Annotated in this window: 25 protein-coding genes and 1 riboswitch; of the genes, 7 read left to right on the forward strand and 18 right to left on the reverse strand. The window is 65.5% G+C overall.

Annotation, left to right across the window (positions count from 1 at the left end):
* Both HMPREF1478_RS10685 and HMPREF1478_RS03065 read right to left on the reverse strand, forming a co-directional pair.
* On the reverse strand, nucleotides 1–1172 hold a 1172-nt coding region (locus HMPREF1478_RS10685), incomplete at its 3' end, for an Ig-like domain-containing protein (RefSeq protein WP_016460617.1).
* A 382-nt stretch (nucleotides 1173–1554) separates the two neighbouring features.
* On the reverse strand, nucleotides 1555–3285 hold the full coding sequence (locus tag HMPREF1478_RS03065) for an alpha/beta hydrolase (RefSeq protein ID WP_083940076.1): 1731 nt from the start codon (nucleotides 3283–3285) through the stop codon (nucleotides 1555–1557).
* A 200-nt stretch (nucleotides 3286–3485) separates the two neighbouring features.
* On the opposite strand from HMPREF1478_RS03065, the gene HMPREF1478_RS03070 reads away from it, so the two are divergent.
* Both HMPREF1478_RS03070 and HMPREF1478_RS03075 read left to right on the forward strand, forming a co-directional pair.
* Complete coding sequence (locus HMPREF1478_RS03070) at nucleotides 3486–3818, forward strand: DUF2185 domain-containing protein (RefSeq protein ID WP_016460619.1); 333 nt, start codon at nucleotides 3486–3488, stop codon at nucleotides 3816–3818.
* 221 nt (nucleotides 3819–4039) lie between these two features.
* On the forward strand, nucleotides 4040–4372 hold the full coding sequence (locus HMPREF1478_RS03075; protein WP_016460621.1) for an immunity protein Imm33 domain-containing protein: 333 nt from the start codon (nucleotides 4040–4042) through the stop codon (nucleotides 4370–4372).
* Nucleotides 4373–4392: 20 nt separating this feature from the next.
* On the opposite strand, the gene HMPREF1478_RS03080 is transcribed toward HMPREF1478_RS03075, so the two are convergent.
* From HMPREF1478_RS03080 to HMPREF1478_RS03105, 6 genes are all read right to left on the reverse strand, one after another.
* Nucleotides 4393–5166 (reverse strand): class I SAM-dependent methyltransferase, encoded by a 774-nt coding sequence (locus HMPREF1478_RS03080; protein WP_148332947.1) that lies wholly within the window; start codon nucleotides 5164–5166, stop codon nucleotides 4393–4395.
* A 53-nt stretch (nucleotides 5167–5219) separates the two neighbouring features.
* The gene (locus HMPREF1478_RS03085; RefSeq protein ID WP_016460623.1) at nucleotides 5220–6743 is read right to left on the reverse strand and encodes a phospholipase D-like domain-containing protein; all 1524 of its coding nucleotides are present in this window, start codon (nucleotides 6741–6743) and stop codon (nucleotides 5220–5222) included.
* 4 nt (nucleotides 6744–6747) lie between these two features.
* The gene (locus HMPREF1478_RS03090) at nucleotides 6748–7347 is read right to left on the reverse strand and encodes a nucleoside/nucleotide kinase family protein (protein WP_016460624.1); all 600 of its coding nucleotides are present in this window, start codon (nucleotides 7345–7347) and stop codon (nucleotides 6748–6750) included.
* Complete coding sequence (locus HMPREF1478_RS03095) at nucleotides 7344–9896, reverse strand: ATP-binding cassette domain-containing protein (RefSeq protein WP_016460625.1); 2553 nt, start codon at nucleotides 9894–9896, stop codon at nucleotides 7344–7346. Before HMPREF1478_RS03095 ends, HMPREF1478_RS03090 begins: the two co-directional genes overlap by 4 nt.
* Nucleotides 9897–9906: 10 nt before the next feature.
* A complete protein-coding gene (locus HMPREF1478_RS03100; protein WP_016460626.1) occupies nucleotides 9907–10506 on the reverse strand; it encodes an ECF transporter S component in 600 nt (199 codons plus the stop codon).
* 30 nt (nucleotides 10507–10536) lie between these two features.
* Nucleotides 10537–10638, reverse strand: a riboswitch (TPP riboswitch).
* Between the two features lie 28 nt (nucleotides 10639–10666).
* Nucleotides 10667–12136, reverse strand: coding sequence for an amino acid permease (locus HMPREF1478_RS03105; RefSeq protein ID WP_016460627.1), 1470 nt, complete (start codon nucleotides 12134–12136; stop codon nucleotides 10667–10669).
* 163 nt (nucleotides 12137–12299) lie between these two features.
* On the opposite strand from HMPREF1478_RS03105, the gene HMPREF1478_RS03110 reads away from it, so the two are divergent.
* Nucleotides 12300–12863 carry a DUF2218 domain-containing protein gene (locus tag HMPREF1478_RS03110; RefSeq protein ID WP_016460628.1) on the forward strand — a complete coding sequence of 188 codons (564 nt, stop codon included), beginning with the start codon at nucleotides 12300–12302 and terminating at the stop codon, nucleotides 12861–12863.
* Between the two features lie 720 nt (nucleotides 12864–13583).
* Here HMPREF1478_RS03110 and HMPREF1478_RS10545 read toward each other — a convergent pair.
* The 8 genes from HMPREF1478_RS10545 to HMPREF1478_RS10925 form a co-directional block, all read right to left on the reverse strand.
* Nucleotides 13584–14273, reverse strand: a complete 690-nt coding sequence (locus tag HMPREF1478_RS10545; RefSeq protein WP_016460629.1) for an aromatic acid exporter family protein — start codon at nucleotides 14271–14273, stop codon at nucleotides 13584–13586.
* Nucleotides 14274–14604: 331 nt separating this feature from the next.
* On the reverse strand, nucleotides 14605–15084 hold the full coding sequence (locus tag HMPREF1478_RS03115; protein ID WP_034474869.1) for an SRPBCC family protein: 480 nt from the start codon (nucleotides 15082–15084) through the stop codon (nucleotides 14605–14607).
* A gap of 237 nt (nucleotides 15085–15321) precedes the next feature.
* The gene (locus HMPREF1478_RS03120; RefSeq protein WP_016460631.1) at nucleotides 15322–15924 is read right to left on the reverse strand and encodes a DUF2249 domain-containing protein; all 603 of its coding nucleotides are present in this window, start codon (nucleotides 15922–15924) and stop codon (nucleotides 15322–15324) included.
* Between the two features lie 82 nt (nucleotides 15925–16006).
* Nucleotides 16007–16462: a RidA family protein gene (locus HMPREF1478_RS03125; protein ID WP_003791248.1), complete on the reverse strand. Its 456-nt coding sequence runs from the start codon at nucleotides 16460–16462 to the stop codon at nucleotides 16007–16009.
* 195 nt (nucleotides 16463–16657) lie between these two features.
* Nucleotides 16658–18616: a carbohydrate-binding domain-containing protein gene (locus HMPREF1478_RS03130; protein WP_016460632.1), complete on the reverse strand. Its 1959-nt coding sequence runs from the start codon at nucleotides 18614–18616 to the stop codon at nucleotides 16658–16660.
* 97 nt (nucleotides 18617–18713) lie between these two features.
* Nucleotides 18714–19535 carry a polyphosphate polymerase domain-containing protein gene (locus HMPREF1478_RS03135; protein WP_016460633.1) on the reverse strand — a complete coding sequence of 274 codons (822 nt, stop codon included), beginning with the start codon at nucleotides 19533–19535 and terminating at the stop codon, nucleotides 18714–18716.
* 80 nt (nucleotides 19536–19615) lie between these two features.
* On the reverse strand, nucleotides 19616–20158 hold the full coding sequence (locus HMPREF1478_RS03140; RefSeq protein ID WP_016460634.1) for a DUF4956 domain-containing protein: 543 nt from the start codon (nucleotides 20156–20158) through the stop codon (nucleotides 19616–19618).
* Nucleotides 20159–20666: 508 nt separating this feature from the next.
* Nucleotides 20667–20792 (reverse strand): hypothetical protein, encoded by a 126-nt coding sequence (locus HMPREF1478_RS10925; protein ID WP_286127237.1) that lies wholly within the window; start codon nucleotides 20790–20792, stop codon nucleotides 20667–20669.
* Between the two features lie 57 nt (nucleotides 20793–20849).
* On the opposite strand from HMPREF1478_RS10925, the gene HMPREF1478_RS03145 reads away from it, so the two are divergent.
* The 4 genes from HMPREF1478_RS03145 to HMPREF1478_RS03155 all read left to right on the forward strand — a co-directional run bounded on the left by HMPREF1478_RS03145 (nucleotide 20850) and on the right by HMPREF1478_RS03155 (nucleotide 24191).
* Complete coding sequence (locus HMPREF1478_RS03145) at nucleotides 20850–21758, forward strand: SDR family oxidoreductase (protein WP_016460635.1); 909 nt, start codon at nucleotides 20850–20852, stop codon at nucleotides 21756–21758.
* Nucleotides 21759–22066: 308 nt separating this feature from the next.
* Nucleotides 22067–22837 carry a hypothetical protein gene (locus HMPREF1478_RS03150; protein WP_232207411.1) on the forward strand — a complete coding sequence of 257 codons (771 nt, stop codon included), beginning with the start codon at nucleotides 22067–22069 and terminating at the stop codon, nucleotides 22835–22837.
* Nucleotides 22834–22983 carry a hypothetical protein gene (locus HMPREF1478_RS10690; protein ID WP_016460637.1) on the forward strand — a complete coding sequence of 50 codons (150 nt, stop codon included), beginning with the start codon at nucleotides 22834–22836 and terminating at the stop codon, nucleotides 22981–22983. The genes HMPREF1478_RS03150 and HMPREF1478_RS10690 overlap by 4 nt, the downstream gene beginning before the upstream one ends.
* Before the next feature lie 209 nt (nucleotides 22984–23192).
* Nucleotides 23193–24191 (forward strand): hypothetical protein, encoded by a 999-nt coding sequence (locus HMPREF1478_RS03155; protein ID WP_016460638.1) that lies wholly within the window; start codon nucleotides 23193–23195, stop codon nucleotides 24189–24191.
* Between the two features lie 125 nt (nucleotides 24192–24316).
* Here the strand turns inward: HMPREF1478_RS03155 and HMPREF1478_RS03160 are convergent, their stop codons facing one another.
* Together HMPREF1478_RS03160 and HMPREF1478_RS03165 are read right to left on the reverse strand one after the other, a co-directional pair.
* Complete coding sequence (locus HMPREF1478_RS03160; protein ID WP_016460639.1) at nucleotides 24317–24880, reverse strand: RpiB/LacA/LacB family sugar-phosphate isomerase; 564 nt, start codon at nucleotides 24878–24880, stop codon at nucleotides 24317–24319.
* The gene (locus HMPREF1478_RS03165) at nucleotides 24867–25913 is read right to left on the reverse strand and encodes an ABC transporter permease (RefSeq protein WP_016460640.1); all 1047 of its coding nucleotides are present in this window, start codon (nucleotides 25911–25913) and stop codon (nucleotides 24867–24869) included. Before HMPREF1478_RS03165 ends, HMPREF1478_RS03160 begins: the two co-directional genes overlap by 14 nt.
* Nucleotides 25914–25921 lie beyond the last annotated feature (8 nt).

Below are 25921 nucleotides of genomic sequence, written 5' to 3' on the forward strand. Positions count from 1 at the left end.
TCGGGCTGCGGCTGGGGATCCGGAGCAGGCTGGGGATCCGGAGCAGGCTGGGGGTCAGGCTGCGGCTGAGGCTCGGGCTGCGGCTGGGGATCCGGCGCAGGCTGGGGGTCAGGCTGCGGATCGGGCTGCGGCGCGGGGTCAACCCACGGGGCGGGCGCAGTCGCATCGTGCTTCACAGACTTGACGACGGCGATCGTCGTCGCACTTGCCTCGGTTCCGTCGGGCAGGGTGGCGGTCAGGTTCACCTGATTCCAATCAACGACGTTACCGCCGGTGATCGTCGCGCTCTTGCCATCCTCGGCCACCTTCAGGATGACCACACCGTCATACTCGAGGCTCCAGGACAGGGTGGCATCCTTGAACTTCTCGGGCAGCAGCGGCTTGAGGGTGACAGTCTCGCCCTCCTCGAAGTCCACGCGAAGGAAATTGACCGCAATCTCGTCCTTGCCCAGCTCACTGGCGCAGACCTGGACGGTAGCCATCACCGGGTCGAAGGCCGTGGGATCCATGTAGTCAGCGACGGCTCGGACGTCCGAGCAGCCCTTCTTCAGGGCAGTCACGCGGCCCGAGCGATCATCGACATTCAGGACGTCGATATCGTCACCAGTCCAGTTGACTTTCGTCATGTTGGCGTTGTCCGGCTTGTGCGTGACGCCGATGTACGTCTGCTGACCGACAGTCATGTTCAGCTGACCGGACTCGATACCGAAGTCGAGGGAGGACATGGCAACGGGTGTGATCGCGACATCGGCGCGCTTGGACGGCAGACCGTCGCTGCCCCAGGCGACGAGCGCGACGGTCGCGGGGAGGGCATCGGTATGGCCAGCCTGGGACCAGGCGGCCTGAATGTCGGAGAACTTGATGGTGAAGAGGTAGTGATGAAGGCCGTCGGCGGTGACATTGCCAGGGAAGTCGACGACACGATGGTAGAAGATCGCGTCGGTCGCGGGGTCACGCAGGTCAATGCTGGACAGCCCGGGATTGTCGGTGACGGAGAAGGCGACCTGACCGCCGATGCCCTCGCTGGTGGTGGCGAGGTTGGAGATCATCGGCCCGTCCGTGTCGGGCGCGGGGGTTGCTGCCAGGGCGGGAGCGCCGAAGGCGACGCCAGACGCTGCCATTGCGCCGGTCGCCAGGGCTGCGATCAACGCCCTGTGAAATGTGTATGACATGCTCACTCCAATGTTGATTCGTGCGAGCCATACCGACCGGTTAGGTTCATCGGCTCACAATCCGCACGATACTGCGCAACCAGATACCTAGCAACGGCTTACTCACTTACCATTCAGTAGCTACAAGGCATTATGAGGGGAAGTAAGGACGCCCTCAACGCTCTGGTCAGCAAAGTTTCAACACGTTCACTGACCACTGCACATATGTTCGTTTGACAAAGCACGTTTTCCCACAACTCAAACGCTGACACTCCTGAAATAACGGGCATAGAGAGCGGTTACTTACCACGGCAAATACCGAGAGAGAGCGCAACGAAGTAGCACGTTGTCACACGTCAGTCCTGACAAAGTGCCGCGCCGGGCACCAAGGCGCGGTCAGACCCTACTGGCGGTCTGACAGCTCCAGGTTCGCCCGCACCACGATGCCGATACGCCGAACCATTGCCTCGTCCACCCAAGACCCGTCGAGGGCCACCAGACGCGGGTGGGTCGGCACCTCGTCGAAGAGCCGATCAAAGCCGAGGATCGCCCTCCACAGGGGGATCAGCTCCTCGTTATAGGTATGGCCGTGGCCGCCGGGGGCCGTACCCGCGACGGGCAGGTCAGCAAGCACCTGAATGAAGGTGACGAAGCGCGTGAACTCGACGAAGCGGGACACGTCGCGCCCCGCCCGCTCGCGCAGCCAATCCGGCTGGTTCCACAGGAGCTTGCGATTCCACCACACGACCGGGTCGGAGGGATGCTGTGCGTAGACGAGGCGCGGGAATCCCCACGGACCCAGCTCTCGGCCGTACAGGTCGGTGCGCAGGTCGGAGGGCTCGTTCACGAAGCGCACGCGCCGCCCGTTGTAGACGACGGGCGCCACCTCGGGGCTGCCCTTGTGGCGGGCCGCCGTGAGCTCGGCGTGCATCGGCGTGAACGCCGGCGTGCCCACCCACAGGGCACCGTCCACCTGGTCCAGCGCCTCCTCGACCGAGGAAAACACCGACTGCGAGGCAAAGGCGCCCAGGGACTCTCCGCACACGAAGAGCGCGGGTCGGTCGGCCTCGTCCATCGTGTCGAGCTCGGCGCGCACGGCGCGGAAGAGCGCGGCTGACGCCTCCTGCGCGGGCTCGAGGCCGGTCAGCCAGTTGAGGGCCGAGGGCACGTAGGAGTACTGCAACGAGGCGGTCGCACAGTTGCCGCGCGTGAGGAACTCGAGGGGCTGGACCTGCCACTCGTCGACCCAGCCGGACCCGGTTGACGCGGCAATAAGAATGACAGCGCGATCGAATGCGCCCGTGCGACGCAGCTCGGCGACGACGGTCGCCGCGGCCACCTCGATGCCCGCCCCGCCCGTGGGCATGCCGGAATAGACGCGGATGGGTTCCATGGCCTCGCCGCCGCTGACCTGGGCGATATCGAGGCGCGAGGGGCCTCGGCCGAGGAAGACGCGCCCCTGCCCTCCGACCGACTCCCAGGTGACGGGCGAGGCCGGGGAGGCAGAGCGCTCGGGGACGAAGGGCTTGTAGATGCCGCGCGCGGTGCGCATGTTCATCTGCTCGGCGTGATGACGGAAGAAGCCGATGCCGCCGCGCAGGATCACGTTCGAGGTCAGGAAGAAGACGATGACGGTCAGGATCGCCACGCCGGCGACGACGGCAATGGGGCGCGGCATGTAGTCACCGAGCGCGGCGATGAGCATGCGCCCGAGACTGTTCAGGGCACCGACGATCGCGATGAGGCACCATGCGACGACGACGGTTCCGGCGGTTCCCAGGAGGTATTCTCCGAAGGTCTCTCCCGGCATGCTCACGAGTCTGGCGGCGACGCGAGCTCGGCGATACGACTGGATGACGGCGTACAGCCACCACATCGCGAAGAGTACTGCGGCGCAGACGCGGAAGCCGATCTCGACGGGCTCGGATGCGCGGATGGTCAGGCCCGTCATGGCGATGATGCGGGCGCCCACGTTCTGGACGATGACGCCGCCGACGTACCCGCAGGAGACGAGGACGCCCGAGGCGACCGCGTGCCATGCCCAGGAGCGCGCCATCAGCGACGGCGCCACGCTCACCGCATACATGGCGAGGGCAGCGATCACTCCCAGAAACGACAGACCCATGGTCCCCATTGTGCCAGGCGTGGCCTCGCGCTTCAGGAGGGGCACGAGGCCCGGAGGAGCAGGTGGAGCAGCGACGTCTCGCGGACTCCGCCTTCGCCCCGGAACAGTCGGGACGCCGCCGCAAGCAATCGTCTTTTCTCGGCGGCAACAATCGGATAAGTTGGGTACACCATTCCCCGCCCCACGCACACCCACCGACAGGAGCAATGATGCGCCCCACTTACATTCAAGGCGCCGGAGCCGCCATCGTCTCTCGCAAGATTGTTGAGCGCACAGGTAACATCAAGTGGCTGACCCGCGAGGAACCCTTCGCCCCTCAGGACTCCGGCTGGCGCGTCCTCTCCGACCGCGACACGGACGAGTACCTGGATGATCCAAAAAACATGACCGTCGTTGACTTCAACGAGCTGTGCAACCTTGAGCCCGCCTGCATCGGCATCTACGACCTGCCGATCGGCTCCGACATTCAACTCGTCGTCGAACCTGACGGGCGTCGGCGATGGTTCGATAACAAGACCGAGAAAGAGATTTCCTTCCGCTGACTGACGCAGCGGCCACGCCCTCACAGGCGGGCGAGCCACACGAGCGTCGTGTACGGGATGGTCACCGTCTCCCCCGACGCATACCCGCGGTGCTCGTAGAGGTACCAGCGCAGGTTCGCCTGCATGCGCGCCCGCACCGCCTCCGAGGACCGGCAAGTCCTCGCAGACCGTATCGACACCTACCTGCGCGCGCAGGATGACACCCACCGACAGGAGCACTGATGTACACCACCTACATTCGCGACGCAGGGTACGCCTTCGTCTCGCGCAAGATCGCCGAACGGACCGGCAACATCAAGTGGCTCATCCGCGAGACACCAATTGCGTTGGATGATTCCGGATGGCGCGTCCTCTCCGACCGCGACACCGCCGAGTACATCCGCGACTCGAAGAATCTCTTCCTGGCAGACTTTAACGACATCTGCAATCTCGAGCCCGCCTGCATCGCCATCTACGACCTGCCCATCGGCTCCAACATCCAACTGGTCGTCGAACCTGACGGCCGCCGACGCTGGTTCGACAACAAGACCAAGAAGGAGATTTCCTTCCGCTGAGTCACGCAGCGGCCACGCCCTCACAGGCGAGCGAGCCACACGAGGGTCGTGTAGGGGATCGTAACCTGCTCCCCCGGCGCGTAGCCCAGGTGCTCATACAGGTACCAGCGCAGGTTTGCCTGCATGCGCGCCCGACCCGCTTCCGAGGAGCGAATATACGAGGAGCGCGTCGTCCCCAGGGTGAGTATCTCCTCGGGTGTCATGCGGTCCTCCCAGGCGACCTGGGTGAGGGTCATCGGCGCGAAGCCGCCGCCCGGCGTGGGCGGCTTGTCGGGACGGTGCACGTCGCCCGAGCGCATGATGCGCGTCAGCCTGTGCACCCACGGGATCGACACGTCCATCTGGTTCCAGACGATTCCGAGCACGCCTCCCGGGGCGAGAATGCGCTCCACTTCGAGGCCCGCACGCTCGGAATCCACCCAATGCCAGGACTGGGCAAACACAACGATGTCGTACAGGTCGTTCGGCAACCCTGTCTGCTCCGCCACGCCATCGTGCCACGTCACACCCTCGATCGACGAGGCCTGGGCGCGCATCGCCTCGGAAGGTTCGACCGCGTCCACGAGGAGACCTGCGCGTGCCAACAGCTCGCTCATCTTGCCGGTGCCCGCGCCGATGTCGGCCGCTCGCAGCGGTCCGCCCTGCACCGACGCGTCGGCACCCCGAGCGCGCCGCGCGGCGTCGACCAACGCGGCCACGGCCTCGTCCGGGTAGGCGGGGCGCACGGAGTCGTACGCACCCCCCTCCCCGACGAAGGGGTTCACATCGAGTGCGCCTGACAGTGCGTTCGACAAAGCTTTCTTTTCCCTCTCAGTGGAGCGATTGATACCCGGACCATCGTGACCATTCACAGGAGTGAGCTCCCCAGTCGGCACACGTTGTCGACGTAGTGCACGTGCCACGGCTGGCCCTTCCACTCCTCGTACGTGAGTTCGCGGGACACCTGGCGCGTGCGCTCGTCGTTGCCGTGCAGCATCTCGACCAGGCGCGCACTGTCGGCGACGAGCACGATCTCGTAGTTGAGGCCGAAGGAGCGCACGTCCATGTTGGACGAGCCGATGATGCACAGGCTCCCGTCGACGATCATGTACTTCGAGTGGAGCATCCGCGGCTTGTGGTACAGGTGAATGCGTACGCCCGCCTTCAGGAGCGGCCCGTAGTAGGAGCGCTGCGCGTGGCCGACCAGGAACTGGTCGAATTGCTCGGAGACGAAGAGCTCGACCGCCACGCCCGACAGCGCGGCGTTCGTCAGCGCGGTCATGAGGGCCTCGTCGGGGATGAAGTACGGGCTGGTGATCGACACGTGCGTGCGCGCCGAGGAGATCATGTGCACGAATGCGCGCAGGTTCGGCTCGCCCTTGTATGCGGGACCCGACGGGATGATCTGCATGGCCGAGGCCTGCTCCTCCTCACGCTCTCCCGTTTCCTGAGCGGCGGGCGGGGTGAGAACCTCGGGCGTGAGGACTTCCTTGCAGGCGTAGTACCAGTCGACGGCGAAGACCGCTTGGATCTGGGCGACGATGGGGCCGGTGACGGACACGCTCGTGTCGTCGTAGAGCATGCCGGCCTTCTGATACGAGGGGGTGTCATAGTCGGGGGCCACGAGGTTGTGAGACCCGATGTAGGCCTCGCGCCCGTCGATGACCAGAATCTTGCGGTGGTTGCGCAGGTCGGGGCGGCGAATCTGGCCGCGCAGCGGCGCAAAAGGCAGCATCTCGTGCCACTGGACGCCCATCGCGTTCAGGCGGCGACGGAAGTCCCTGTGTCCGGGGATCGTGCGCATGCCGTGGTGGTCGACGAGCAGGCGGACGGTGACGCCGCGGGCGACGGCGCGTTCAAGGGCCTCGTAGAACGGGGCCGTGTACTCGTCCCAGGACGTCTGGTAGTACAGCGCGTTCACGTGGTGGGTAGCCGCATCGATGCTGGCCGCCATCGCCCGGAAGGTCTCGGCCGTGTCGTTGTACAGGCGGCCAACCCGCCCCGCCGAGGCCGGGAATCCGCTCAGGTTTCCGGACAGGCGCATGATCGATGCCGTGTCGCCGTCCGAGCCGTAAGGTAGGCCGTCCGGCCCGGTGGGAACCTCGAAGGACTTCGGCTGTGGCGCGGTCGAGTCCGCCACGATGGCGTCGACGAGCGCTCTGGCCTCCGGGTCGTCGTCGAGGCGTCGGCCCATCGCCCACCATGAACCGAAGATGATGTACAGCGGCACGCCGAGGAGGGGCCACAGGAAGATCAGCAGCAGCCACGCTGTCGAGGTCGACGCGCGCCGATGCTTGGGCACAACCCCCAGCGCGACAACGCGGATCACGAAATCGATGGCCCCGACAAGGAGCCACGCCCACAGCGGGGGTTCGGGAGGCGGCGGCAGCATGCGCCTAGTGTATCGAGCGCCCCAGATCCTGGTCGGCCCAGCGCCTCCAGTGTGGCGCGTAGGTCTGTCCGTCGCGAGCGAGCGCGCGGCTGCGGCGTTCGTCCTCGCCGGGGTCGGCGATCCAGATGGCGAGGTCGGCCTCGGCCTCGATGGCACCGCAGCCCTCAATGATCGTCGGGGCCAGGGGGACGCGGATCGTCGCCCCGGTTTCGCCGGCCTCCCAGTCCCAGGCCTCGTAGGAGGAGGCGCGCCCTCCCCGCAGGTCGGTGGCGATTCGCCGGGCGATGTCGGTACCCGCCGCGAGGCCGTCCCAGCCCGGGTACCAGTCGTCGAGGTGCAGCACCTGCCAGCCCGGTAGGAGGGACGCGAGGGCGGCGGCCAGCGTGGACTTGCCCGACCCGGAGTAGCCGTCGATCGTCACGACCGGGACGCCGTGCGATGCGCGCGCGGACTCACCGTGGGACGAAGCCGTGGCCCGCTCCCCCGCCAGGGCACTCAGGCGGGGAGCGAGCTCGCGGGCGGCCTCATCGGGGCCCATCGTGACGGGGACGGTGACCCGCAGGCCCACTCCCCCGCTCACGTCTTCCCAGGTCAGGGCGCTCATCGGCCCACCAGGGCGAAGGTGCCCGCCCAGACGCTCGCGGCCAGCGCGATCGCGGGCACGGCGATGGCGACAACCATGAGGACGGCATCGGCGGCGCGCATACGCGACACGCGCGCCCACGTGCGCGTGCCTGCCGCGCCAAAGCCCCTTGCCTCCATGGTGGTGGCCAGCTTGCCGGAGCGACGCAGCGCAAACACGAGCAGCGAGAAGGAGCCTCGCAGGAAGGAACGGATACGCGAGGCGTCGCCCACTCCTCGGGCGCGCCGCGCACGCTCGAGAGCCTTCCAGTCGGCCGCCATCAGCGACGTCATGCGCGCACCCGCGAGCGCGGCGAGGACCGGGCGGGCAGGCAGGTGCAGGATCTGCGCGAGGCCGTCGCCCATGTCGGTCGGATCGATGCGGTCGAGCAGGGCGATCGCAGGCATGACAATCGCGCACATGCGCAGGCCGATGCCCAGCGCCAGCCACATCGAGTGGTCCGAGATCGCGGCGGGACCGAGCTGCCAGTAGACGTGTCCACCCGGGCTTGCGTAGAGCAGCATGGACAGCGCGCCCAGCGGCGCGGCCACGAGCAGCGGCGTGGCCTTGAGGAAGAAGCTGCGCGCGGACACGCCCGACAGGGGCATGAGCGCGAGCTCGAGGGCGAGGGCCACGCCCGCGCTCACCGGGTCGATCGTGATCAGCAGGGGCGTGGTGGCGACCAGGAGGGCGAGCACGCGGGCGACCGGGTTCGTGCGGGCGAGGAGGCCACGCCGGGGCGCTCGGGCGGAGGTGGGCGCACACATCCGTGCGGCACCCGCAGTCGCCGTACTGGCAGGCACCTCGCCCGCAGGCGCGTCAGCACCCGTCGCATCGCCGATTATCGTCGCGTCCGCGCTATCGCCAGATTCCGACCCGACACTCGTGTGGGACGCGCAACCAGAGTAGGCCTCGTCACGTGGGGAGGCGAGCGCGGACTCGGCGGAATCGCGCGACTCTCCCCCGCCTCGGATCCCAACCAACCCCAGGTCGACGACGCGCTGGCCCATCGCGGCCACGAACGCGGGGTCGTGCGTGATCGAGACCAGGGTGACGCCGCGCGCGAGGGCGGCGCGCAGCAGGCGCACGAGGCCCAGCCACGTGCCGCGATCCTGGCCGAAGGTCGGCTCGTCGAGGATCAGCAGTTCGGGGGCGCTGATGAGCGCGGTCGCCACCGACAGGCGGCGCTTCTCGCCGCCCGACAGCGTCATGGGGTTAGCGCGCGCAAGCTTAGTGAGGCCCAGCGCCTCGAGGTGCTCGTCGACGAGGGGGGCGATTTCCTCGTCGGTCATGCCGGCGGCGCGCGGGCCGATCGCGAGCTCCTCGGCGACGGTGGAGGCCAGGAACTGGTATTCGGGCTCCTGGAAGACCATCGACATGCGGCCGAGCAGCTGCTTGCTGGACCACTCGTGCGGGTCACCTGCCGTGCCGTCGGATGTTTGAACCTCGACCGTGCCTTCCAGGGGCGGCAGGAGGCCCGCCAGCGTCAGCGCGAAGGTTGATTTTCCAGCACCGTTAGCGCCAACGATGCAGGTGGAGACGCCGCGCTCGATCGTCAGGTCGATGCCGGATCGCACGGGGGCGGCCTTGTCGTAGCCGATCGTCAGGTCGGCGACGCGGGCGATCGGGGCGGCGGTTCGCGCGCCGTTTTCCGCGTCGTCTTGCGCGCCTTCGAACGAGGCCGGGGCGGCCTCGGGGGCGGGGCCGACCTCGGCTGCGACGTCGTCGCCGGGCAGCCAGATGCCTCGCTCGCGCAGGGTGGCGGCCTGCTGCTCGAGGACCTCTCTCAGCGGGCCGTCGGCCGCGATCGTGCCGTCCGCGACCACGATGACGCGATCCACGAGGGACGCCCACACGTCAACGCGGTGCTCGACGACGACCATGGTCGCACCCGTGCGCTCCACGACGGCCTCGACGGCGCCGCGCACCTCGGCGACGCCGCTCGGGTCCAGGTTCGCGGTGGGTTCATCCAAGAGCAGCAGCCCCGGGCCCATCGCCAGAATCGACGCGAGCGCCAGGCGCTGCTTCTGCCCGCCCGACAGCTCCGTCGTCGAATGATCGAGGGGGACGCTCAGGCCCACGGCCGCGAGCGAGTTCTCCACGCGAGGCCAGATCTCCTCGCGAGGAACCCCCAGGTTTTCCGTGCCGAAGGCCACGTCGTCACCCACGCGGGCGAGGACCACCTGGGCCTCGGGATCCTGCATGAGCAGGCCCACGCGTCCCCTGGCCTCGGCCGGGGCGACGCCGTCCACGGTGAGCGTGCCGGTGGCCTCGCCCTCCTCGGCACCGCCCAGCAGGCCGGCCAAGCCGCCCATGAGCGTCGACTTGCCCGACCCGGACGGGCCCAACACGAGCACGCGCTCGCCCGGCGCGATATCGAGATCAACGCCCGACAGCGCAGCGTTCTTGCGCCCGGCGTGACGCCATCCCCAGTCGCGCGCGCACACGCGCGCGCCCGCCCCCTCACCCAGCGGCACCTGGCCGTCCGGGCAGGAAACGGGGCTCGAGGAGGCGGAGTGGGCCTCGTCCATGGATCGGGAATCAGACAAGCTCACGCGCTCCGCGTCCCGAGGCGAAACGGTCGAGGGCACCCGTCTTCGCGAGCGCGTTCGTCAGCGCCCACGCGAGCAGGCCCGCCAGGACGACCCCCGAGAGCGCGCCACACACTAGGTAGATCGCGTTGTAGAGCACGCCCTTCTCGAGGTGACCGGCGATGAAAAGCTCCAGGACCCACTCGAAGGCGAAGGACACGGCGCCCGCAGCGGAGACGATCACCGCGTTGAAGCGACGGTAGGCGACCAGAGCGAAGACGACCTCGGCACCGATGCCCTGCGCGAGGCCCGAGTAAATGGTCTCGACGGCCCACTGGGAACCCAGGGCCATGGAGACGGTCGCGGCCATCAGCTCAACAAAGAACGCGGCGCCGGGCTTGCGGATGACGTAGCCGCCGAGCGTGCCGCCCAGCAGCCAGACACCCGTCACCAGGCCACCCAGGCCGGGGGCAACGGCCTTCAGGACCTCGTAGCCCGCACCGCCCACCTGGTTCCAAACGACGAAAATGAGGCCGCATGCGACGCCCAGGACGGCGGCGGTGACGATGTCAATGACCCTCCAGCGGAGGGATGGAGAAGTGGATGCCATGCGAAAATACTCCCTTCGTGTTGCACGGCGGCCACGAGGGAAGAGCCTTCCTACGCCGGTATGATCCGGATCAGGTTCTACGGTCGGGGGTGGTCCCCTCTCAGCTCGCGTCGAGCTCCCGTGGCACTCTGGTGAGCATAGTCACTTAGTATTCGTCGCGCTACTCATGCAGGTGAGGGCCCTGATGGGGACCCTCGCCCGTTCCGCCGTCACCGAGCACACCGCGCGACGCCCGGCGCAGCAGGAAGTGACGGTTCGCGAATGCCGCGGCCACAATGAACACGATCCAAATCAGGGAGTAGACGAGGCCGGGGCGGGTGTCGTCCCACATCGCCAGAATGACGCCCATGCACCCCATGAACGCCAGGACGATCCAGGCGCTCACCGCGCCGCCGGGGGCCTTGAAAGCCGAGGCCTCGTGCAGCTCCGGGTGCTTGTGGAGGTACACCAGGTAGGACACAACGATGACCACCCACACGCCCATGAACAGCGTCGCCGACACCGAGGTCACCAGCGTAAACGCTGCGGAAATCGAGCCACCCATGCCCATGATGACGATGCCCGACAGCAGGCACACGCACGACAGGAACAGGGCGTTGAGGGGCACGTGGTGGCTGGAGAGGCGGGCAAAGATGCCGGGTGCCTGCTCCTGACGCGCCAGGCCGTAGAGCATGCGCGAGGTCGAGTAGATGCCGGAGTTCGCGCTGGAGGCGGCCGAGGAGAGGACCACGAGGTTGACGATCGTGGCCGCGGCGCCCAGGCCGGTCAGCGAGAACATCGTGACGAAGGGTGATTTCTCGGGGCTCACCTGATCCCACGGGGTCACCATCATGATGGCCGCGAGCGCCGCCACGTAGAAGAGCATGATGCGCACGGGGATGGAGTTGACGGCCTTCGGGAGGGTGTTGTCCGGGTCGTCGGTCTCGGCGACGGTCGTACCCACCATCTCGATGCCGATGAACGCGAAGAGGGCGATCTGGAAGCCGCCGAGGAAGCCGGTGAATCCGGTCGGGAAAAAGCCGCCGTGGCTCCACAGGTTCGAGACCGCGGCCGCGGTTCCCTCGGTATCGACGGTGCCCATGGCGACCATGGCGAAACCGACGACGACCAGCGCAATGATCGCGACGATCTTAATGAGGGCGAACCAGAATTCCGTCTCGCCGAAGGCCTTGACCGTCATCGCATTCAGGGCGAAAAGCAGCAGGGTCGTCGCGCCGATCGGGATCCACGCGGGCAAGTCCGGCCACCAGAAGTGGGTGTAGCCGGTAATCGCGATCATGTCGGCGACGCCGGTGACCACCCAGCACGCCCAGTACGTCCACCCGGTCACGAAGCCAGCCCACGGGCCGATCAGGTCGCGCGCAATATCCGCGAAGGTCGCGTACTTATGGTTCGAGAGCAGCAGCTCACCCAGGGTGCGCATGAACAGGAAGAGCACCGCGCCGATGATCATGTAGACGAGCAGGATCGAGGGGCCGGCGACCGAGATCGTCTTACCCGAGCCCATGAACAGGCCCGTACCGATCGCGCCACCAATGGCAATCAGCTGAATGTGGCGGTTTTTCAGCGTGCGCTGAAGCTTTTCGCCGCCCTGCTGATGGTCGCCGTGTTCGACTTTCTCACTGGTCATCGTTGTTCCTTCCGCCTGCTCCCGCCCCACCTGGGACGTTTTGCGCGGTCTTTGCACGCTCTCGCGAAGCGCTTGACTCTCCAACGCTACCGCACGGGCACGCTCATGACCGAATCTAGATCCCCACATGGCAGAAGGGGCGCATTCAAGTTAGGTTTGCCTTATGACGCAGACTTCGACGCCTTCGACGGGCCACACCGAGGTGCCCGCAGGCGCCCACTCCCCCGCTTCCTCCCTTGGCACCCCCGACGCCTCAACCCCGGCCTCGACGCACGCCACACCCGACCCGTCGACCGCCCCGGCCTCGTACCCCCTGATCTCCGTGGCCACGATTCCGACCGAGCGGGCGGCGCGCTACGGCAAGCAGCTCGTGAGCCACATGGGCCACAAGATCACGGGCTTCTGGGACGAGGAGGCGAGCAGCGGCCACCTGCTGTTCGACCGCGAGGGCCCGGTCCTGGGGCGCTTCGACGTCGTCGCGTCGGCATCTGATCTGAGGCTTGAGCTGCGCACGGAGCCCGAGCGCGCCGATCGCCTCGAATTCATCGTCGGCATCCACCTGGCGCGCTTCGGCGCGCGCGACAGCCTCGCCGTCGTGTGGGAGCGCACCGACGGCAGCGACGGTTCGACGCAGGGCCCCCTCACCCCCGAAGAGGTTGAGGCGCGCGCCCGCGCCAAGAAGGCCGCCCGCGAGGCGGCGGAGCGTGAGGCGGGGCACGCGGAGTAGGCCCGGCGCTCACGGCGGACTGACGGCGGCGGGCACGCGGCGAAATGGGCGCGACGAGGCACGCGGCATCCGGGGATGCAGCAGCGTCGCCGCACGCAGCATCCGCACACACAGCAGCGTCGGTGAGGCGTCCGCTATCAATTCCGCACGTAATTCCCTGGTGACCACACCTTGCAGCACCCAAGCAACCTCCGCCGAAGCCCATACCCACTCCCAGCAAGCAAAGATTCAACCAGAACGGGAAGATTCCACCTCATCGGGTAGATTCCACCCGATCAGAAAGGGTTGAATCTTGCCGATCGGGTGTCACACCACTGAGGAACAAGCTCCACCACGGTTCACGCATCAACTCCTACATCCGACACTGCACCCGTTACGGGACACTGCACCTCTTACGGGACGCTACACCCGATCAGAACGGGTGCACTGCCTACGTATCGGGTGTAGCACCGACATTTACAAGCACAACCGCGGACCAAACCACCACGCACGCCAACTTCAGCGCAACGACAGCAGACCCAGCACAACAAAACGATCACAGCGCCAGCACGCGTGGCAGACAATACCCCATGCCACGCCACTTCTCCGAACTACCCGATAGAGGGCTCAACTCCTTTCGAATCTAACGCCCCATCGGGCACAAGCGCAGACTCGGAAGCGCACCCCTGCTCACACGACCCCACACCATCAGGCAAGCAATACTGCAGATGCCAGCACCGACTAATCCCAGTCCACAACTGCCCGTAGTCGCGCACAGGAAACCACAGAAGATCGACTCTCCACGGCCGACCTAGACCTACCTGCAAGTAATGGACGAACCAACCGAAGCGTAGAAAGCTGCTCTCCATAATCATCCCGCTCTTTCACAGAATGATTCCAGAGCAATTCCAGTGGAGAATTCAAAAAAGAAATACATGCCATTGCAACAAGAACACCAATTAAAGCTAGTGTAAAACGGTTAGCCACAGAATCCAGAGTTGAGAGGAAACCAAACATCGTCAAAATTATAGAAAATACGACTCCCGATAGACTGCGAAGAATTTTACCAAAAGGAACAAGTAGCTTCTGCATGAACATAAGACAAACTATCTCAATAGTCATCAACACCCCGAGCACAAGTATTCCCGCTGAAAAACCATACCAACCTGTCGCACGAAAACTCGCATAGAAGAAATATGGAACAATGATCCATATTACCAGAATAATAATCCCCAAAGGTTTACGATCCGGCTTGAAATCGACTGTTGAAGCTTTTTCACCGAGCCAGGTTTCATTTGCGCGCCAGATATCCAGCGGACTCTTTCCAGTCTTCTCCGAAATAGCGTGAATAGCCCGTTCACATTCAGTCATCGATCGCAGCTGATCAGGCTTAAGACACTCTTCTTGAGGGAGATCGGTCATCTTGTGCATGCCCTTCTGCTGGAACCTAGATTCATCATGCAAACAGATCTATCACCTTTGACACACGCGCTGATGATACGACACGCTTATAGACACTCACACTTCCATAGCGCAAGGGTGAGATCACATATTGGCTAGATTAGAGTCATTACCACTTGCGCACACCTAGGCTACAGAGCTTTACAGACCTTACATGTAACGCTGCACTAACCCGCCGCAAGCAGCTCGAGCAGACATGCCCAATGCGACGATGAGCTACTTACAACGCGCGCACCGCACCTACAACAAACCCCCGCAGCCGTGAGGCTGCGGGGGTTTGTCATTCAGCTTGTTTCAGCGTTCAGCGGCCCTCGAGGTAGCTCTTCGCTGCGGCCAGGACCTGTTCCCACATGCCGATCGCATCTTCATACGCCTGGCGGGCCTCGGCCTCGTCGTCGGAGACCGACGCCAGACCCGACTCCTCCACGTGGATGGCGACGCCGCCGCGCTCCTCGGACAGGGAGACCTCGACGCGGGTCGCGTACTCGTCCGGCAGCTCGTCGTCGGCCAGCGGATACCAGCGGAAGGCGACGACATCCATCGGATCCTCGTCGGCCTTCTCGATCAGCCAGTCACCGGCGTCCGGGTCGCTCACACGATAGATGCCGTCGTCCCCGAGGCTCACCTCGTGGTCACCCAGCGGGCCATCGTTGACCCACCAGCCCGGCTCGGACACGAGCGCCCATGCGGCCTCAATGTCGCAGTCCACGACCACGTCGGTCTCGACGCGATCCAGGTCGTCCTCAACGTCGGCGTCAGAAGTCATGTCAAAGAAGCTCATACACCAACGGTACCGGCTCAGGCGCTCCCAGGCACGCGAATGGACACCCGAACGGGCGCCCGTTTGCGCACGTCGGCAAGCACCCCAGCAGACACGGGATCAGACCCACCCGCGCACGTCAACAGGCGTGCACACATGCACGAGGCATCGGACCGCCGCGCTCTACACACACGACGAGGCCGTGGCCAGCCCGCCGGACAGCGGGAGTGGGCCACGGCCTCGTTGAAGGGAGGGCGATCAGCCGAGACGCGTGATGCGGTAGCGCCAATCCACGGGGCCGACCTCGAGGGTCTCCACGCGGTAGTGCTGCTCGGAGTCCTGCAGGTGCGCGAACAGCGGCTCGGGCTGGTGGGGCGCGCAGATCTGGATGTTCTCGCCGACGGGCAGGTTGTCGACCGCCGCGAAGAGGACCGCGTGGCGCACGACGCGGGGGATCGAGTGGATGACCAGCTCGTCCGCGCCGGGGCGATGGACCACACCGGCGCCGCCAGCGTGCTCCTTGCCGTGTCCGCCGCCGTGACCACCGCAGCCGCAGCCGCCCGCGGTGGAGGTCAGGGGCTCGGCAGCCATCTCGTGGGGGCGCTCGGCGGGGGCGTCGTGTCCGCCGCAGCCGCAACCGGCGTGCTCGGCAGGGGCGGCCTGCTCGGCGGGAGCCTCGGGAGCCTCAGCGGCATGGCCGTGGCCGCCGCAGCCGCAGCCACCCTGCTCGGGGGCCTGCGCAGCGGGGGCCTGCTCGGCGCGCTCCTTCTTGCCTTCGCCACCGCAGCCGCAACCGCAGCCGCCGTCCGTGGACGGGACGGTGTTGGCGTCGACCAGCTTGAACATCTGACGGTCAGTCATGTCTTTTCCTTATCCTTCGGCCCGACGGGCCATTTCAGCGAACCTTACCCAGTGTAGGCATGCCTCAGCCGGCCGCGCGCGTTCACTTAATGAGGAACTCGGCCTCGACCTCGACGCTCACGTTGAGGGGCAGCGCGGCGACACCGACGGCGCTGCGCGCGTGCTGGCTGCCGAAGATCTCACCGAACAGCTCGGAGGCGCCGTTGATGACGCCGGCCTGCCCGTAGAAGTCGGGGCGCGAGGACACGAAGCCCACGACCTTGACGACGCCCGCGAGGTTGTCGATGCCGCCCGCGACGGAGGCGGCCGCGGCCAGGGCGTTGAGGGCGCACACGCGCGCCGCGTCCTTGGCGTCCTCGGGGTCCGCGCCGTCCTCGCCGACCGCGCCGATGCACACGGGCTCGCCGTTCACGACGGGGATCTGACCGGAGGTGCGCACGACGCCACGGTCGATGACGGCGGGCACGTACGCGGCGACGGGCGTGGCGACGGCGGGCAGTTCGAGGCCGAGTTCGGCGAGCTTCTCGGAGGGGAGCATGAGGGGTCCTTTCGTTCTTATTGACGAGGCCGGGGCCTCGTCCTCCTGTTCCAGTTTAGTTGCGCTGTTCCCGGGGGTGGTGAGCGAGGGTGCGGGCGTGAGATCCCGGGTGGGGCCTCGGCGATAGAGACGTGATGGAGGCATGCGTGCGCCCCGCGTGTCGACAATCACGCGGGGCGCACTATTCAGGAGGCCTCAGCCCTGGGGTGCGGCCGGGGGCTGACCGCCCTGACCCGGACCGCCCGCCGGGGGCTGACCGCCAGCCGGCGGCTGGCCACCCTGTTCCGGACCACCGGCCGGGGGCTGTCCACCCTGTTCCGGACCACCGGCCGGGGGCTGTCCGCCCATCCCCATGCCGCCCTGACCGGCGGTCGCCTCTGTGGCGGTGCCGTCGACGCTCACCGTGTAGGTGGAGCCGTTGGTCATGCCGGAGGTCGAGTAGATGACGTTACCGAAGGCCTTGAGCGAGGTGTAGGTGCCCAGGACCGAACCGTTGGCGTCGGTGATCGTCACCGTGGATCCGGCGGAGCCGGTCGCGGAGGCGGAGATCCAGCCCTGGCCGTCGGTCGTGGTCGGCGTCTCCACCATCTCGTTGGTCGCGAAGGCGATGACCGTGCCACCCGTGATGCTCATGGCACCGTTGCTGTCCAGGGCGCCGTTCGCGCCGGACGCCGGGCCGTAGACGGTCGTCGTGCCGCCGCTGATGGTCAGCGAGCCGTTGGAGTCAAGGCCGTCGCCGTTCGCGTTGACGGTCACGGTGCCACCGGTGATGGTGAGCTGCTCGCCGGTGTCCTCCATCGAGCCGCCACCGTCAGCCATGCCACCGGGGCCCATCTGCTGGGTGGTCGCGGTGGCCGTCGAATCGGAGGACGTCGTGTTAGAGCTGGACTCGGCAACTGCGGCCAGGCCGGCCTCGACCGTGATCGAGCCCGAGGCGTTGATGCCGTCGTCGCTCGAGGTCAAGTCGACGGTGCCGTCGGAGATCGTGATGAGGCCACCCTCGAGGGCCTCGTTCGACTGCGTGACGGTCACGGTTGCGCCGTCCAGGACGGCTGCGACCTCGGTGTGCACGCCATCGTCGCCGGAGGCGGCGGTGATCGTGCCGGAGCTCAAGCGCAGGGCGCCGTTGGAGTGGATGGCGTCATCCCCGGCGTCGATGGTGGTCGTGCCGCCGTCGACGATGATGTAGGTCTGAGCCTTGATGCCCTTGGTCGAGCCCGTGGAGGGCTTGCCGGCCGAGGCGCCACCGCCCGAGGTGATCGACAGGGTGCCGCCGGTGACGATCGCGTCGGTGTACGCGTCGATGCCGTCGCCGCCCGAGGTCAGGGTGACGGTGCCGTCCGCGATGTTGACGTAGCCCTTGGTGTCGTCGTTGTCCTGGTCGGATTTGAGGGCGTCGCCGCCGGAGTTCACGGTGACGGTGCCGCCCGCAATCGTCAGGGAGTCCTTGCCGCGCAGGCCGTCGTCCGAGGCGGTGGCGTTGATCGTGCCGCTCAGGACGTACAGGTCGTCCTTGGAGGTGATCGCGTCCGAGGCGCCGGAGGTCACGGTGAGCGTGCCCGACCCGGTGATCGTCAGGTCCATGTCGGCGTAGATGGCGGCGTTCGCGTCCTCCGTGCCGGTGTAGGTGCCGTCGGTGATCGTCGAGGCGCCCTCGAGAGACAGAACGAGGTCGTCACCGCTGGTCGCCTCGATCGCGGCACCCGTCGAGGAGGTGATGGTCGCGTTATCGAGAATCAGGACGACCTGGTCCTCAGCTCCCGCGGCCACGACGACCTTGCCGGTGAAGGAGCCGCTGAGCTTGTAGACGCCGGCCTTGGAGATGGTCAGCACGCCGTCGCTCACGCTCACGGCGTCGGACGAGGAGGTCGCGGTCGTGCCGCTCAGCGTCACGTCGACGGCGTCCGAGGCCTTCCAGTCGCTGTCCTTCACGTACGAGGCCTTCGCGTTCGAGGCCAGGGCGTCGGCCGCGGTGGGCGGCGCGGTCGTGTCGCCGTTGGTTCCGGCGGCTGCAACGGCAGCGGTCGCGCTCGTCGCGCTGGAGCCGGAGGAGGTCACGCCCGAGGCGCCGCATGCGCCCAGCGCGAGGGTTCCGACGAGGGCGATCGCACCGATCGTCCGGGCGGGGGTCCAGAATTTCTGAAGGGCTTTCATGTGTCTGTGTCTTTCGTGCAGTTAAAGCTTGTGTTTCTTATGGTGAGCGCTTGCGTTTCGCGTGCTGTCGAAACTGCGGGCGCCGTTATGAGGTCTGTCAGGCCGCCATCGTGAGGGGCGTGGAGTGCGTGAGTTCGGGGACCTCGACGTATTCGGGGAAGTAGCGGCGCAGCGTGCGGTTCCACTTGTTCGCCGGCAGGTCGTGCATGGCGGCCATCGCGGTCCCGTACTTCGAGATCTTCACGGGGCGCACGCCGCCCTCCCACAGCAGGTGGTCAACGACCGAGGGGGTCGCACCCGACTTCGTTTCGATGATGACCAGGTCGGGGCGACCAACCTCAGTGCCGTCCGTGCGCAGTGAGCACCACGTCAGCTTCGTGTCCACCGTCGCGCGGCCCTGCCCACCAGGCAGGAGCAGAGTGTTGCGCTCATAGGACCCAGCCAGGACCGGCTCGAGGGCGGGCACCAGGTGACCGTACCCCGTCTTCTCAACCTTCCCGGCCACCCACGCGCGGCGCTCACCCGCGAGAGGAGCCCCGGCCTCGTCCCACGAGATCGGCACGCGCTTCTTGACGGTCACGCCGCGCGGGCCGCGGGTCTTAACCTCCAGGAAGGACGCGCCCGACGAGAGGTAGGAGCGGGTGCGGACCTTGAAGCGGCGGCGGCGCTTGAGCGCGGTCAGCAGGTACGAATCCATGTCGGGGGTGTCGTAGTAGGTGGACGCGTAGCCCTGGGACACCTGGCCGTCGATTTGGAGGACCTTCGCGTCCTCGGGGAGGCGGCTCAAAATCGCCGAGGCCGTGGCCGCGTCCAGCGCGTACTTGCGGTCCACTCGGGTCAGCATCGCCGCGCGCTTATTCAGTTCATCAAGGCCGATCCAGTCGAGGTCGGCGAGAATCGAGTTCAGGGTGGCGTTCATGAGTCGTGTCCTCAGTTGTGGCGGTCTGCGGGTGGCGGTGGTGTCGGCTGGTGGGCCGGCGGGCGTGTCAGCCCGGCGTGTCAGGCGACCTTGGAGCGAACGTCCACGAGAGTCAGGTCATTCACGAGGTCTAGCTTGACGACATTCACCGAGGCAACGGACGCGCCCAGGCGCTGCTCGAGGGCCGCCTTCAGCTCGGCCGGGTCGGCGATCGCACGGTCCAGCTGCACGGTCTGTGAGGTGTAGCGGCCGAAGACCAGCTTCGAATCACCGAAGGCCAGCGCCACGAGGATCAGCGCGATGAGGCCACCGAGCAGCGGGGTCACCGCCGAGGACATGCCCGTCAGCAGGCCGAGCGCCAGCGACGCGAAGTAGTAGGCGATCTCCGTCTGCGAGATCTGATCCGAACGCAGTCGGATGATCGAGAGAACACCGAAGAGGCCGATGCCCAGGCCCGCGCTCACAGTCGAGTTCGCGAGGATGATCGTGACGGCGAGGACGCCGACATTCACTCCCAGGAACGCTGCGACCAAATCAGCGCGGCGATGCCGTGGGAAGTACAGGCCGAACACGAGGGCGGCCATGGCAACCAGGTCAATGGCGATCAGAATCAGGGCGGTCATTGGGATCTCCTTTTGTCGATACACCAATTTCCCCACGCGACCCTATGAAGAACCTATGAAGCTCTCATATTTCTCATATGACTTTTCGGAGTGTTGCTGTGAAGCTATGAAACCCGGTGTTTGTATGGGCCGTTTTCTTTGGGCCGGGCTGCGCCGTGGGCGGCGGCCCGCCCTGGCCCTGCCGCCGCCCACCGGCACCGCGACCAGGCCCCCTCACACCCCTCACCCCTGCGCCCACACCCAATTTCGCATGCAATTCCCCCACGACTATTTCAAACTTTGAATTCAGATCGTTGGAATTGCAACGTTTCTGGGCTTTGTTAAAACTTCACCCAATCGAATTGCATGCGAGTTTTTGGAGGCAACGCCGTGCTACCACCCACGGCACCGCAGCCTGGCCTCCCCATCCGCGTCTAGGCACCACAAGCGCGACAGAATTCGCCCTGCTCGCCTCTATCAGCGCCCACGCGCGAAAAAGTTCGCCCAGCACGCACAAAACACCCCAAAATCAGCGTTTTTTCGCCAGCAGGGCGAATTTTTTCGCGGTTTGGACCAGAATCCACTCCTGCTGGGCGAATTTTTTCGCGCCCATGAGCATCCCCGGGATCACCCCACCATCGACCGCTACGCCCACAGCCCAAACCTCGCGTGGCGTGCGCACACGCCACAACGCCGGTGGCACACTGGCCACATGACTGACGCCCCCACTCCCGAAGCCCTCACGAACGAACCGGCCCAGGCCTCGTCCCTCCCGTCCCTGGCGATCACCGGCGCGTCCGGGAACGTCGGAGGCACCACCGCCCGACTCCTGTCCGAGCGCGGCCTGCCCCTGCGCCTGCTCGCGAACACGCCGTCGCGCGCGCCCGAGCTGCCGGGCACCGTCGCGGTGAAGTGCTCGTACGAGGACACGCTCACGACGCGCGGCGCGCTGGAAGGCGTTGACATCCTCTTCATGGTGTCCGCGCCCGAGAGCGAGGACCGCCTGGCCAAGCACCTCGCCTTCGTCGACGCGGCGGCGGCCTCCGGGGTGCGCCACATCGTGTACCTGTCGTTCATGAACGCGGCGCCCGACGCGACGTTTACGCTAGCGCGCACGCACTTCCACACGGAGGAGCGCATCAAGGCGTCGGGCATGACGTACACGTTCTTGCGCGATAACTTCTACGCGGACTTTTTCGTGGAGTTGCCGGACGAGGAGGGTCGCATCCTCGGGCCCGCGGGCGACGGGCGCGTGGGCGTGGTCGCGCGCGAGGACGCGGGGCGCGTGGCCGCCGGGGTCTTGGCGGATCCGGGGCGCTACGAGAATCAGACTCTCGACGTGACGGGTCCCGAGGCCCTGACCCTCGACGAGATCGCCGCAATCCTCACCCGTGTGCAGGGCCGGCCCGTCACCTACGTGCGCGAAACCATCGAGGAGGCGTACGAGTCGCGCAAGAAGTGGCCGGCCGCCCAGTGGGAGTACGACTCGTGGGTGTCGACCTACACGTCGATCGCGCGCGGCGAGATGAACGTCGTCTCCACGACCGTGCGCGACGTGACGGGCCGCGACCCGCTCACCTTCGAGGAGGTCGCCCGCGCGGCGCTCGCGTCGCGCCGCTGACTGTCGCGGTTGTGGCTTGCTGGGCCCCGACTTCGCTTCTCTTCTCAGGGACGAGGCCGGGGTTGCCTCATGCGCTCATGCTTGCCGCCTGCGTCACACTCCTGGTAGCGTCGGGGCATGAACAACGAGCCCTTCTGCACTCTTCGGAGGCAACATGCCCGCGCCCAGGCGTGGTGGTAACGATGACTCGATCGCGACGTAGGGGGTTCGGCGGATTCCTCTCCAGCATCTTTTCCAATCGCACCGAGTCGCTCGTGGGTGAAGATAGATGGCGGCGCAACGAGTGGAAACGCGCAGTAATTGCGACCGTGATCCTCGCTCTGATGATAGCGATCGTTGAAGGAATCTATCGCCTGACACACTACGGGGATTTCCGTTTCGCCGTCTATCTGGCTTCAATTCCGGTAGTAGCTGGAGTGCCCCAGGTGACATGCGACTCGATAGTTCCCTATCTGCGTCCCCATGTTCGATTCGTCAACGGCCACGTTGTCATACGAGGTGAGCGTCTCACCAACATCGGATACCTCACTAGCTACGCGATCCTCTGCATGACCGTCGTAGGAGCACTCATGCTCGGTTTCTTAACGCACGCCTTCAAGACAACTATCGGTATTGCGGTGGTAGCAGCATTTTTTGCCTATCATCTCTTTTCTGAGAATCCAATGGAAGACCTGAAAAACACCATCAAGGATCGTTCAATGACGGTGTTATCCCCAGATAGCATCGACTTTCACGCGGCTCCTCATCTGTCAATCCATAAGTATCTGGAATCCGCCTCTGACGGATGTGGCAGCGACGCCTCCTTCCGATGGGACCAGAACGTGCGAATTTTTGACATCAACACCGTCAAGCATCATGTTGATCCATTTGCAGATCCGGACACGTATGACGGGCCGTGGGGCTTGTGCTGCCGGACGATCGGCATCCCCTTCACCGGCCTCGACGCCCTCATCCGGCACTTCAACGAGCACCCCGAGGACCGCCCGCTCCTGGCCACACCGCAGGGCGTCGACCTCGTCAACGATATCCTCGCCGAGGCCCGCATGGAACTCGTAACCGCACAAAGGAGGCACTCATGATCACCAAGAAACGCATCCTCGTGACGCTGATCGTCTTGATCCTGGTCGGCATCGCTATCTTCCCGATGCTGCCGCTTGAATACCGCGACCGCATCATCGCGGTGCTCACTCACCCGCTGTACTACCTGGGCTTGGGTAACTGGTAGGACGAGGCCGAGGTTTCCGCCTTGTGGGCACACTTGCCACTGAGGGACCCTCATCGGTCTCAACACAGCATACCAATCTGTCAAGCCACTTATTTCCTCAAAAGCCTGTAGAGTGAATGACTGTCAAGCCACAAAGGGGTGAGAGCTACGGCCGGATAGCCGCCATCAGGGATCTCGCTCCCCGCCCACCACGAGAGAGTCCTCAACATATGGAAGCGACACCACATCACGAGTTCAGCGCGCTCTACACATCGGAGCCCCAACTCACGCGAGCGTTGGCTGCAGAATTCCGCCACGATCCGCAAGCGACTGAGCGCTACTTCTCGTCTCTGTTGGGCGTGGAGCTTGGCGAACTGACCGATGTCGGGTGCGAAAAAGATCAGCGCGTAGACATTCTTCTGGAGTTCGAACACTCGACCATTGCCATTGAAGCCAAGATCGACCACGCCATCAGCGAGGATCAACTAGAGCGAGAATCGAAAGTCGCCGATTACTTGATGCTCCTTCTCCTTGACGCCGATGATGCTGCGGAACACCAGGATCAGGTCGCGCGCGTTCTCACCTGGGCAGAAATACTCCCCGAGTTCCCCGACGCTCGCGTTCTACTATCAGACGTCGAGTCCCTCCCCGCATCGAAAGTCCAGGTGGAGCGGGTGCTGCGCAAGACGCTGAAGAAGCTGACGATCCCTGACGGGTGGTACCTCGAAGTCAATCGCGGGGATTCAGCGATGCCGGGAATTACTATCGAATCCCCAGAGCTCCCTAACGGCGATTGGCTTTGCGGACAGATTCAGGTGACCGGCCGGAAGATGCCAGCAGTCTTCAGCGATGTGCGCCTCGAGTACTACGCTGGAACCTACGTTGAGGAAACTGACGAGTGCTATCCATCATTGGATTCGAACGTCCCGCCATCGTGGGTAACGAACGCTCGGCTCCTCTATGAGTCGGTGTTGGAGGGGGATCCCAGCACGTTCGATCTCAAAACCAATAAGCCTGGTACCTCGCAACGACCTCTCGGGCAACTCCGTAAAGATCTTACGATGAAGTACCTGGCAGATGCTCCCTGGCTCGCCCAGGGATACATCAACTGGTCCCTCGGCGTCCGAGCAAACCCCAAACCAATCTCTGAGATCGACGACCTCGCAGATGCTGCTATGCGTCTCTTCACAGCCTGGTTCGACGCTCTCGAAAAACAATCACACGAGTAAGGACATGGCCGAGCCTCCGGCCTCGGCGTTACCTAAACTCTCAGCCCGGCCATGAGTCACAGGCCATTTACACGGGTGGGGGGCTCCCAAACGGGAGCCCCCCACCTTTCTACAGCATCACAACCTCAGTACGCCAGCCCCTTAGGCTGCTCGGCGAGCACCGCGAACCCCGGGTTGACGACCTCGAATCCGTTGGCCTTGTAGGCCTCGTAGTCGAAGTTTTCGCATTCGTCGTACCCGATGCGGTGGTACTCGTAGAAGCCCTCCCAGTCCTCGTACCCGGACCCGAGCGACGACTCGAGGAACGCATCGGCCATGGCCATCGCGGTGCGCGGGGCGACGTAGAAGGCGCCCATGGCGAGCATGTTCGCGTTGTTGGCGGCGGCGCAGCGGCGCGCGGCGGGCACGGATTCGCACACGGCGGCGTGTACGCGGGGGCACTTGGAGGCGGCGATGTGGATGCCCATGCCGGTGCCGCAGAAGGCGAGGGCGCGTTCGAACTTGCCTTCGGCGATTTGGGCGCCGAGCGCGAATCCGACGCGGTGGTACATGGGCGCGGTATCGGGGTCGGGCGTCAGGTCGGTGACGGTCCAGCCGCGCTCCTCGAGGTGGGCTTTGACGGCTTCCTTGAGGGGGTAACCGGCGAAGTCGGCACCGACGACGACCTGCTTGTCTTTAACTGTCAGCATGCGCGTGTCCTTTCCTGAGTCTGCGCAGTTTGGAGAAGGAGAAGATGCCCTCGTTCATGCAGATGACGAGCAGCAGCACGCCACCCCAGATGAGGGGCCTGTAGAAGTTGGAGATGTCGGGGAACATGTTCAGGCCGGAGGAGAGGACCTGGAGCATGAGGATGGACAGGAGCACGCCGCTCAGGCGCCCGGATCCGCCGTTGGGGTTGACGCCGCCGAGGACGACGATGAGGACCGTGAGGAGCGTGTATGAGGCGCCGTAGTCAGCTTTCGCGGAGTTGTAGTTCGCGAGCATGACGATGCCGGCCATGGCCGCCATGACGCCGGAGAGCACGTAGGTGCGGATCAGCAGGCTCTTGACTTTCAAGCCCGAGAAGCGCGCCGCGGTGTCGTTCGTGCCGAGCATGAGGATCGTGGTCCCAAAGCCCGTGAAGGCGACGATAGCGCCGGCGACGGCCGCGCACACCAGGAACACGACGAGGGGGATGGGGACGAGGCCGGCCACCTTCCCCGTGAACACGGCTCCGAACGCTGCGGGGACGCCGGAGACGGGTTTGCCCTGGGTGAGGATGAGGGCGACGCCACCGAAGAGCTCGAGGGTACCGAGGGTGGCGAGGATGGGTGGGATCTTCAGGACAGCGACGAGCGTACCGTTGATGAGTCCGCACACGACCCCGACCGCCAGGGCAACGCCCAGGGCGATGAGGGTGGCCATGCCCATCGCCGAGGGGGTGACGGCCGGGCCGAGCATCGAGCGCAGCGTGAGGGCCGCGCAGATCGAGGTGACGTTCGCGATGGCGACGACGGACAGGTCGATGCCGGCGGTGAACATGGTGAACATGACGCCCAGGCTCATGAGGCCGAATTCGGGGAATTGGACGGCCATCGACTGCCAGGTGCGCACGGCGAAGAAGGGGCCGGGGCGCACGGCGGCGAAGAAGATGAGCAGGAGGAGGAAGACGATGATCAGTCGCGTCATGTAGCTGTCCTTCTTGAGGAAAGCGAGGCGCGGGGAGGCGAGAAGCGTTGACATGTGGTCCT

This window comes from Actinomyces sp. HPA0247 (assembly GCA_000411415.1).
Taxonomy (GTDB): Bacteria; Actinomycetota; Actinomycetes; order Actinomycetales; family Actinomycetaceae; genus Pauljensenia.

What these genes read in the sequence shown, in the direction of transcription:
- HMPREF1478_RS03065 (WP_083940076.1), bottom strand. Translation starts at nt 3,285, where the DNA reads ATGGGGACCATGGGTCTGTCGTTTCTGGGAGTGATCGCTGCCCTCGCC.
- HMPREF1478_RS03070 (WP_016460619.1), top strand. Translation starts at nt 3,486, where the DNA reads ATGCGCCCCACTTACATTCAAGGCGCCGGAGCCGCCATCGTCTCTCGC.
- HMPREF1478_RS03075 (WP_016460621.1), top strand. Translation starts at nt 4,040, where the DNA reads ATGTACACCACCTACATTCGCGACGCAGGGTACGCCTTCGTCTCGCGC.
- HMPREF1478_RS03085 (WP_016460623.1), bottom strand. Translation starts at nt 6,743, where the DNA reads ATGCTGCCGCCGCCTCCCGAACCCCCGCTGTGGGCGTGGCTCCTTGTC.
- HMPREF1478_RS03090 (WP_016460624.1), bottom strand. Translation starts at nt 7,347, where the DNA reads ATGAGCGCCCTGACCTGGGAAGACGTGAGCGGGGGAGTGGGCCTGCGG.
- HMPREF1478_RS03095 (WP_016460625.1), bottom strand. Translation starts at nt 9,896, where the DNA reads ATGGACGAGGCCCACTCCGCCTCCTCGAGCCCCGTTTCCTGCCCGGAC.
- HMPREF1478_RS03100 (WP_016460626.1), bottom strand. Translation starts at nt 10,506, where the DNA reads ATGGCATCCACTTCTCCATCCCTCCGCTGGAGGGTCATTGACATCGTC.
- HMPREF1478_RS03105 (WP_016460627.1), bottom strand. Translation starts at nt 12,136, where the DNA reads ATGACCAGTGAGAAAGTCGAACACGGCGACCATCAGCAGGGCGGCGAA.
- HMPREF1478_RS03110 (WP_016460628.1), top strand. Translation starts at nt 12,300, where the DNA reads ATGACGCAGACTTCGACGCCTTCGACGGGCCACACCGAGGTGCCCGCA.
- HMPREF1478_RS10545 (WP_016460629.1), bottom strand. Translation starts at nt 14,273, where the DNA reads ATGCACAAGATGACCGATCTCCCTCAAGAAGAGTGTCTTAAGCCTGAT.
- HMPREF1478_RS03115 (WP_034474869.1), bottom strand. Translation starts at nt 15,084, where the DNA reads ATGAGCTTCTTTGACATGACTTCTGACGCCGACGTTGAGGACGACCTG.
- HMPREF1478_RS03120 (WP_016460631.1), bottom strand. Translation starts at nt 15,924, where the DNA reads ATGACTGACCGTCAGATGTTCAAGCTGGTCGACGCCAACACCGTCCCG.
- HMPREF1478_RS03125 (WP_003791248.1), bottom strand. Translation starts at nt 16,462, where the DNA reads ATGCTCCCCTCCGAGAAGCTCGCCGAACTCGGCCTCGAACTGCCCGCC.
- HMPREF1478_RS03130 (WP_016460632.1), bottom strand. Translation starts at nt 18,616, where the DNA reads ATGAAAGCCCTTCAGAAATTCTGGACCCCCGCCCGGACGATCGGTGCG.
- HMPREF1478_RS03135 (WP_016460633.1), bottom strand. Translation starts at nt 19,535, where the DNA reads ATGAACGCCACCCTGAACTCGATTCTCGCCGACCTCGACTGGATCGGC.
- HMPREF1478_RS03140 (WP_016460634.1), bottom strand. Translation starts at nt 20,158, where the DNA reads ATGACCGCCCTGATTCTGATCGCCATTGACCTGGTTGCCATGGCCGCC.
- HMPREF1478_RS03145 (WP_016460635.1), top strand. Translation starts at nt 20,850, where the DNA reads ATGACTGACGCCCCCACTCCCGAAGCCCTCACGAACGAACCGGCCCAG.
- HMPREF1478_RS10690 (WP_016460637.1), top strand. Translation starts at nt 22,834, where the DNA reads ATGATCACCAAGAAACGCATCCTCGTGACGCTGATCGTCTTGATCCTG.
- HMPREF1478_RS03155 (WP_016460638.1), top strand. Translation starts at nt 23,193, where the DNA reads ATGGAAGCGACACCACATCACGAGTTCAGCGCGCTCTACACATCGGAG.
- HMPREF1478_RS03160 (WP_016460639.1), bottom strand. Translation starts at nt 24,880, where the DNA reads ATGCTGACAGTTAAAGACAAGCAGGTCGTCGTCGGTGCCGACTTCGCC.
- HMPREF1478_RS03165 (WP_016460640.1), bottom strand. Translation starts at nt 25,913, where the DNA reads ATGTCAACGCTTCTCGCCTCCCCGCGCCTCGCTTTCCTCAAGAAGGAC.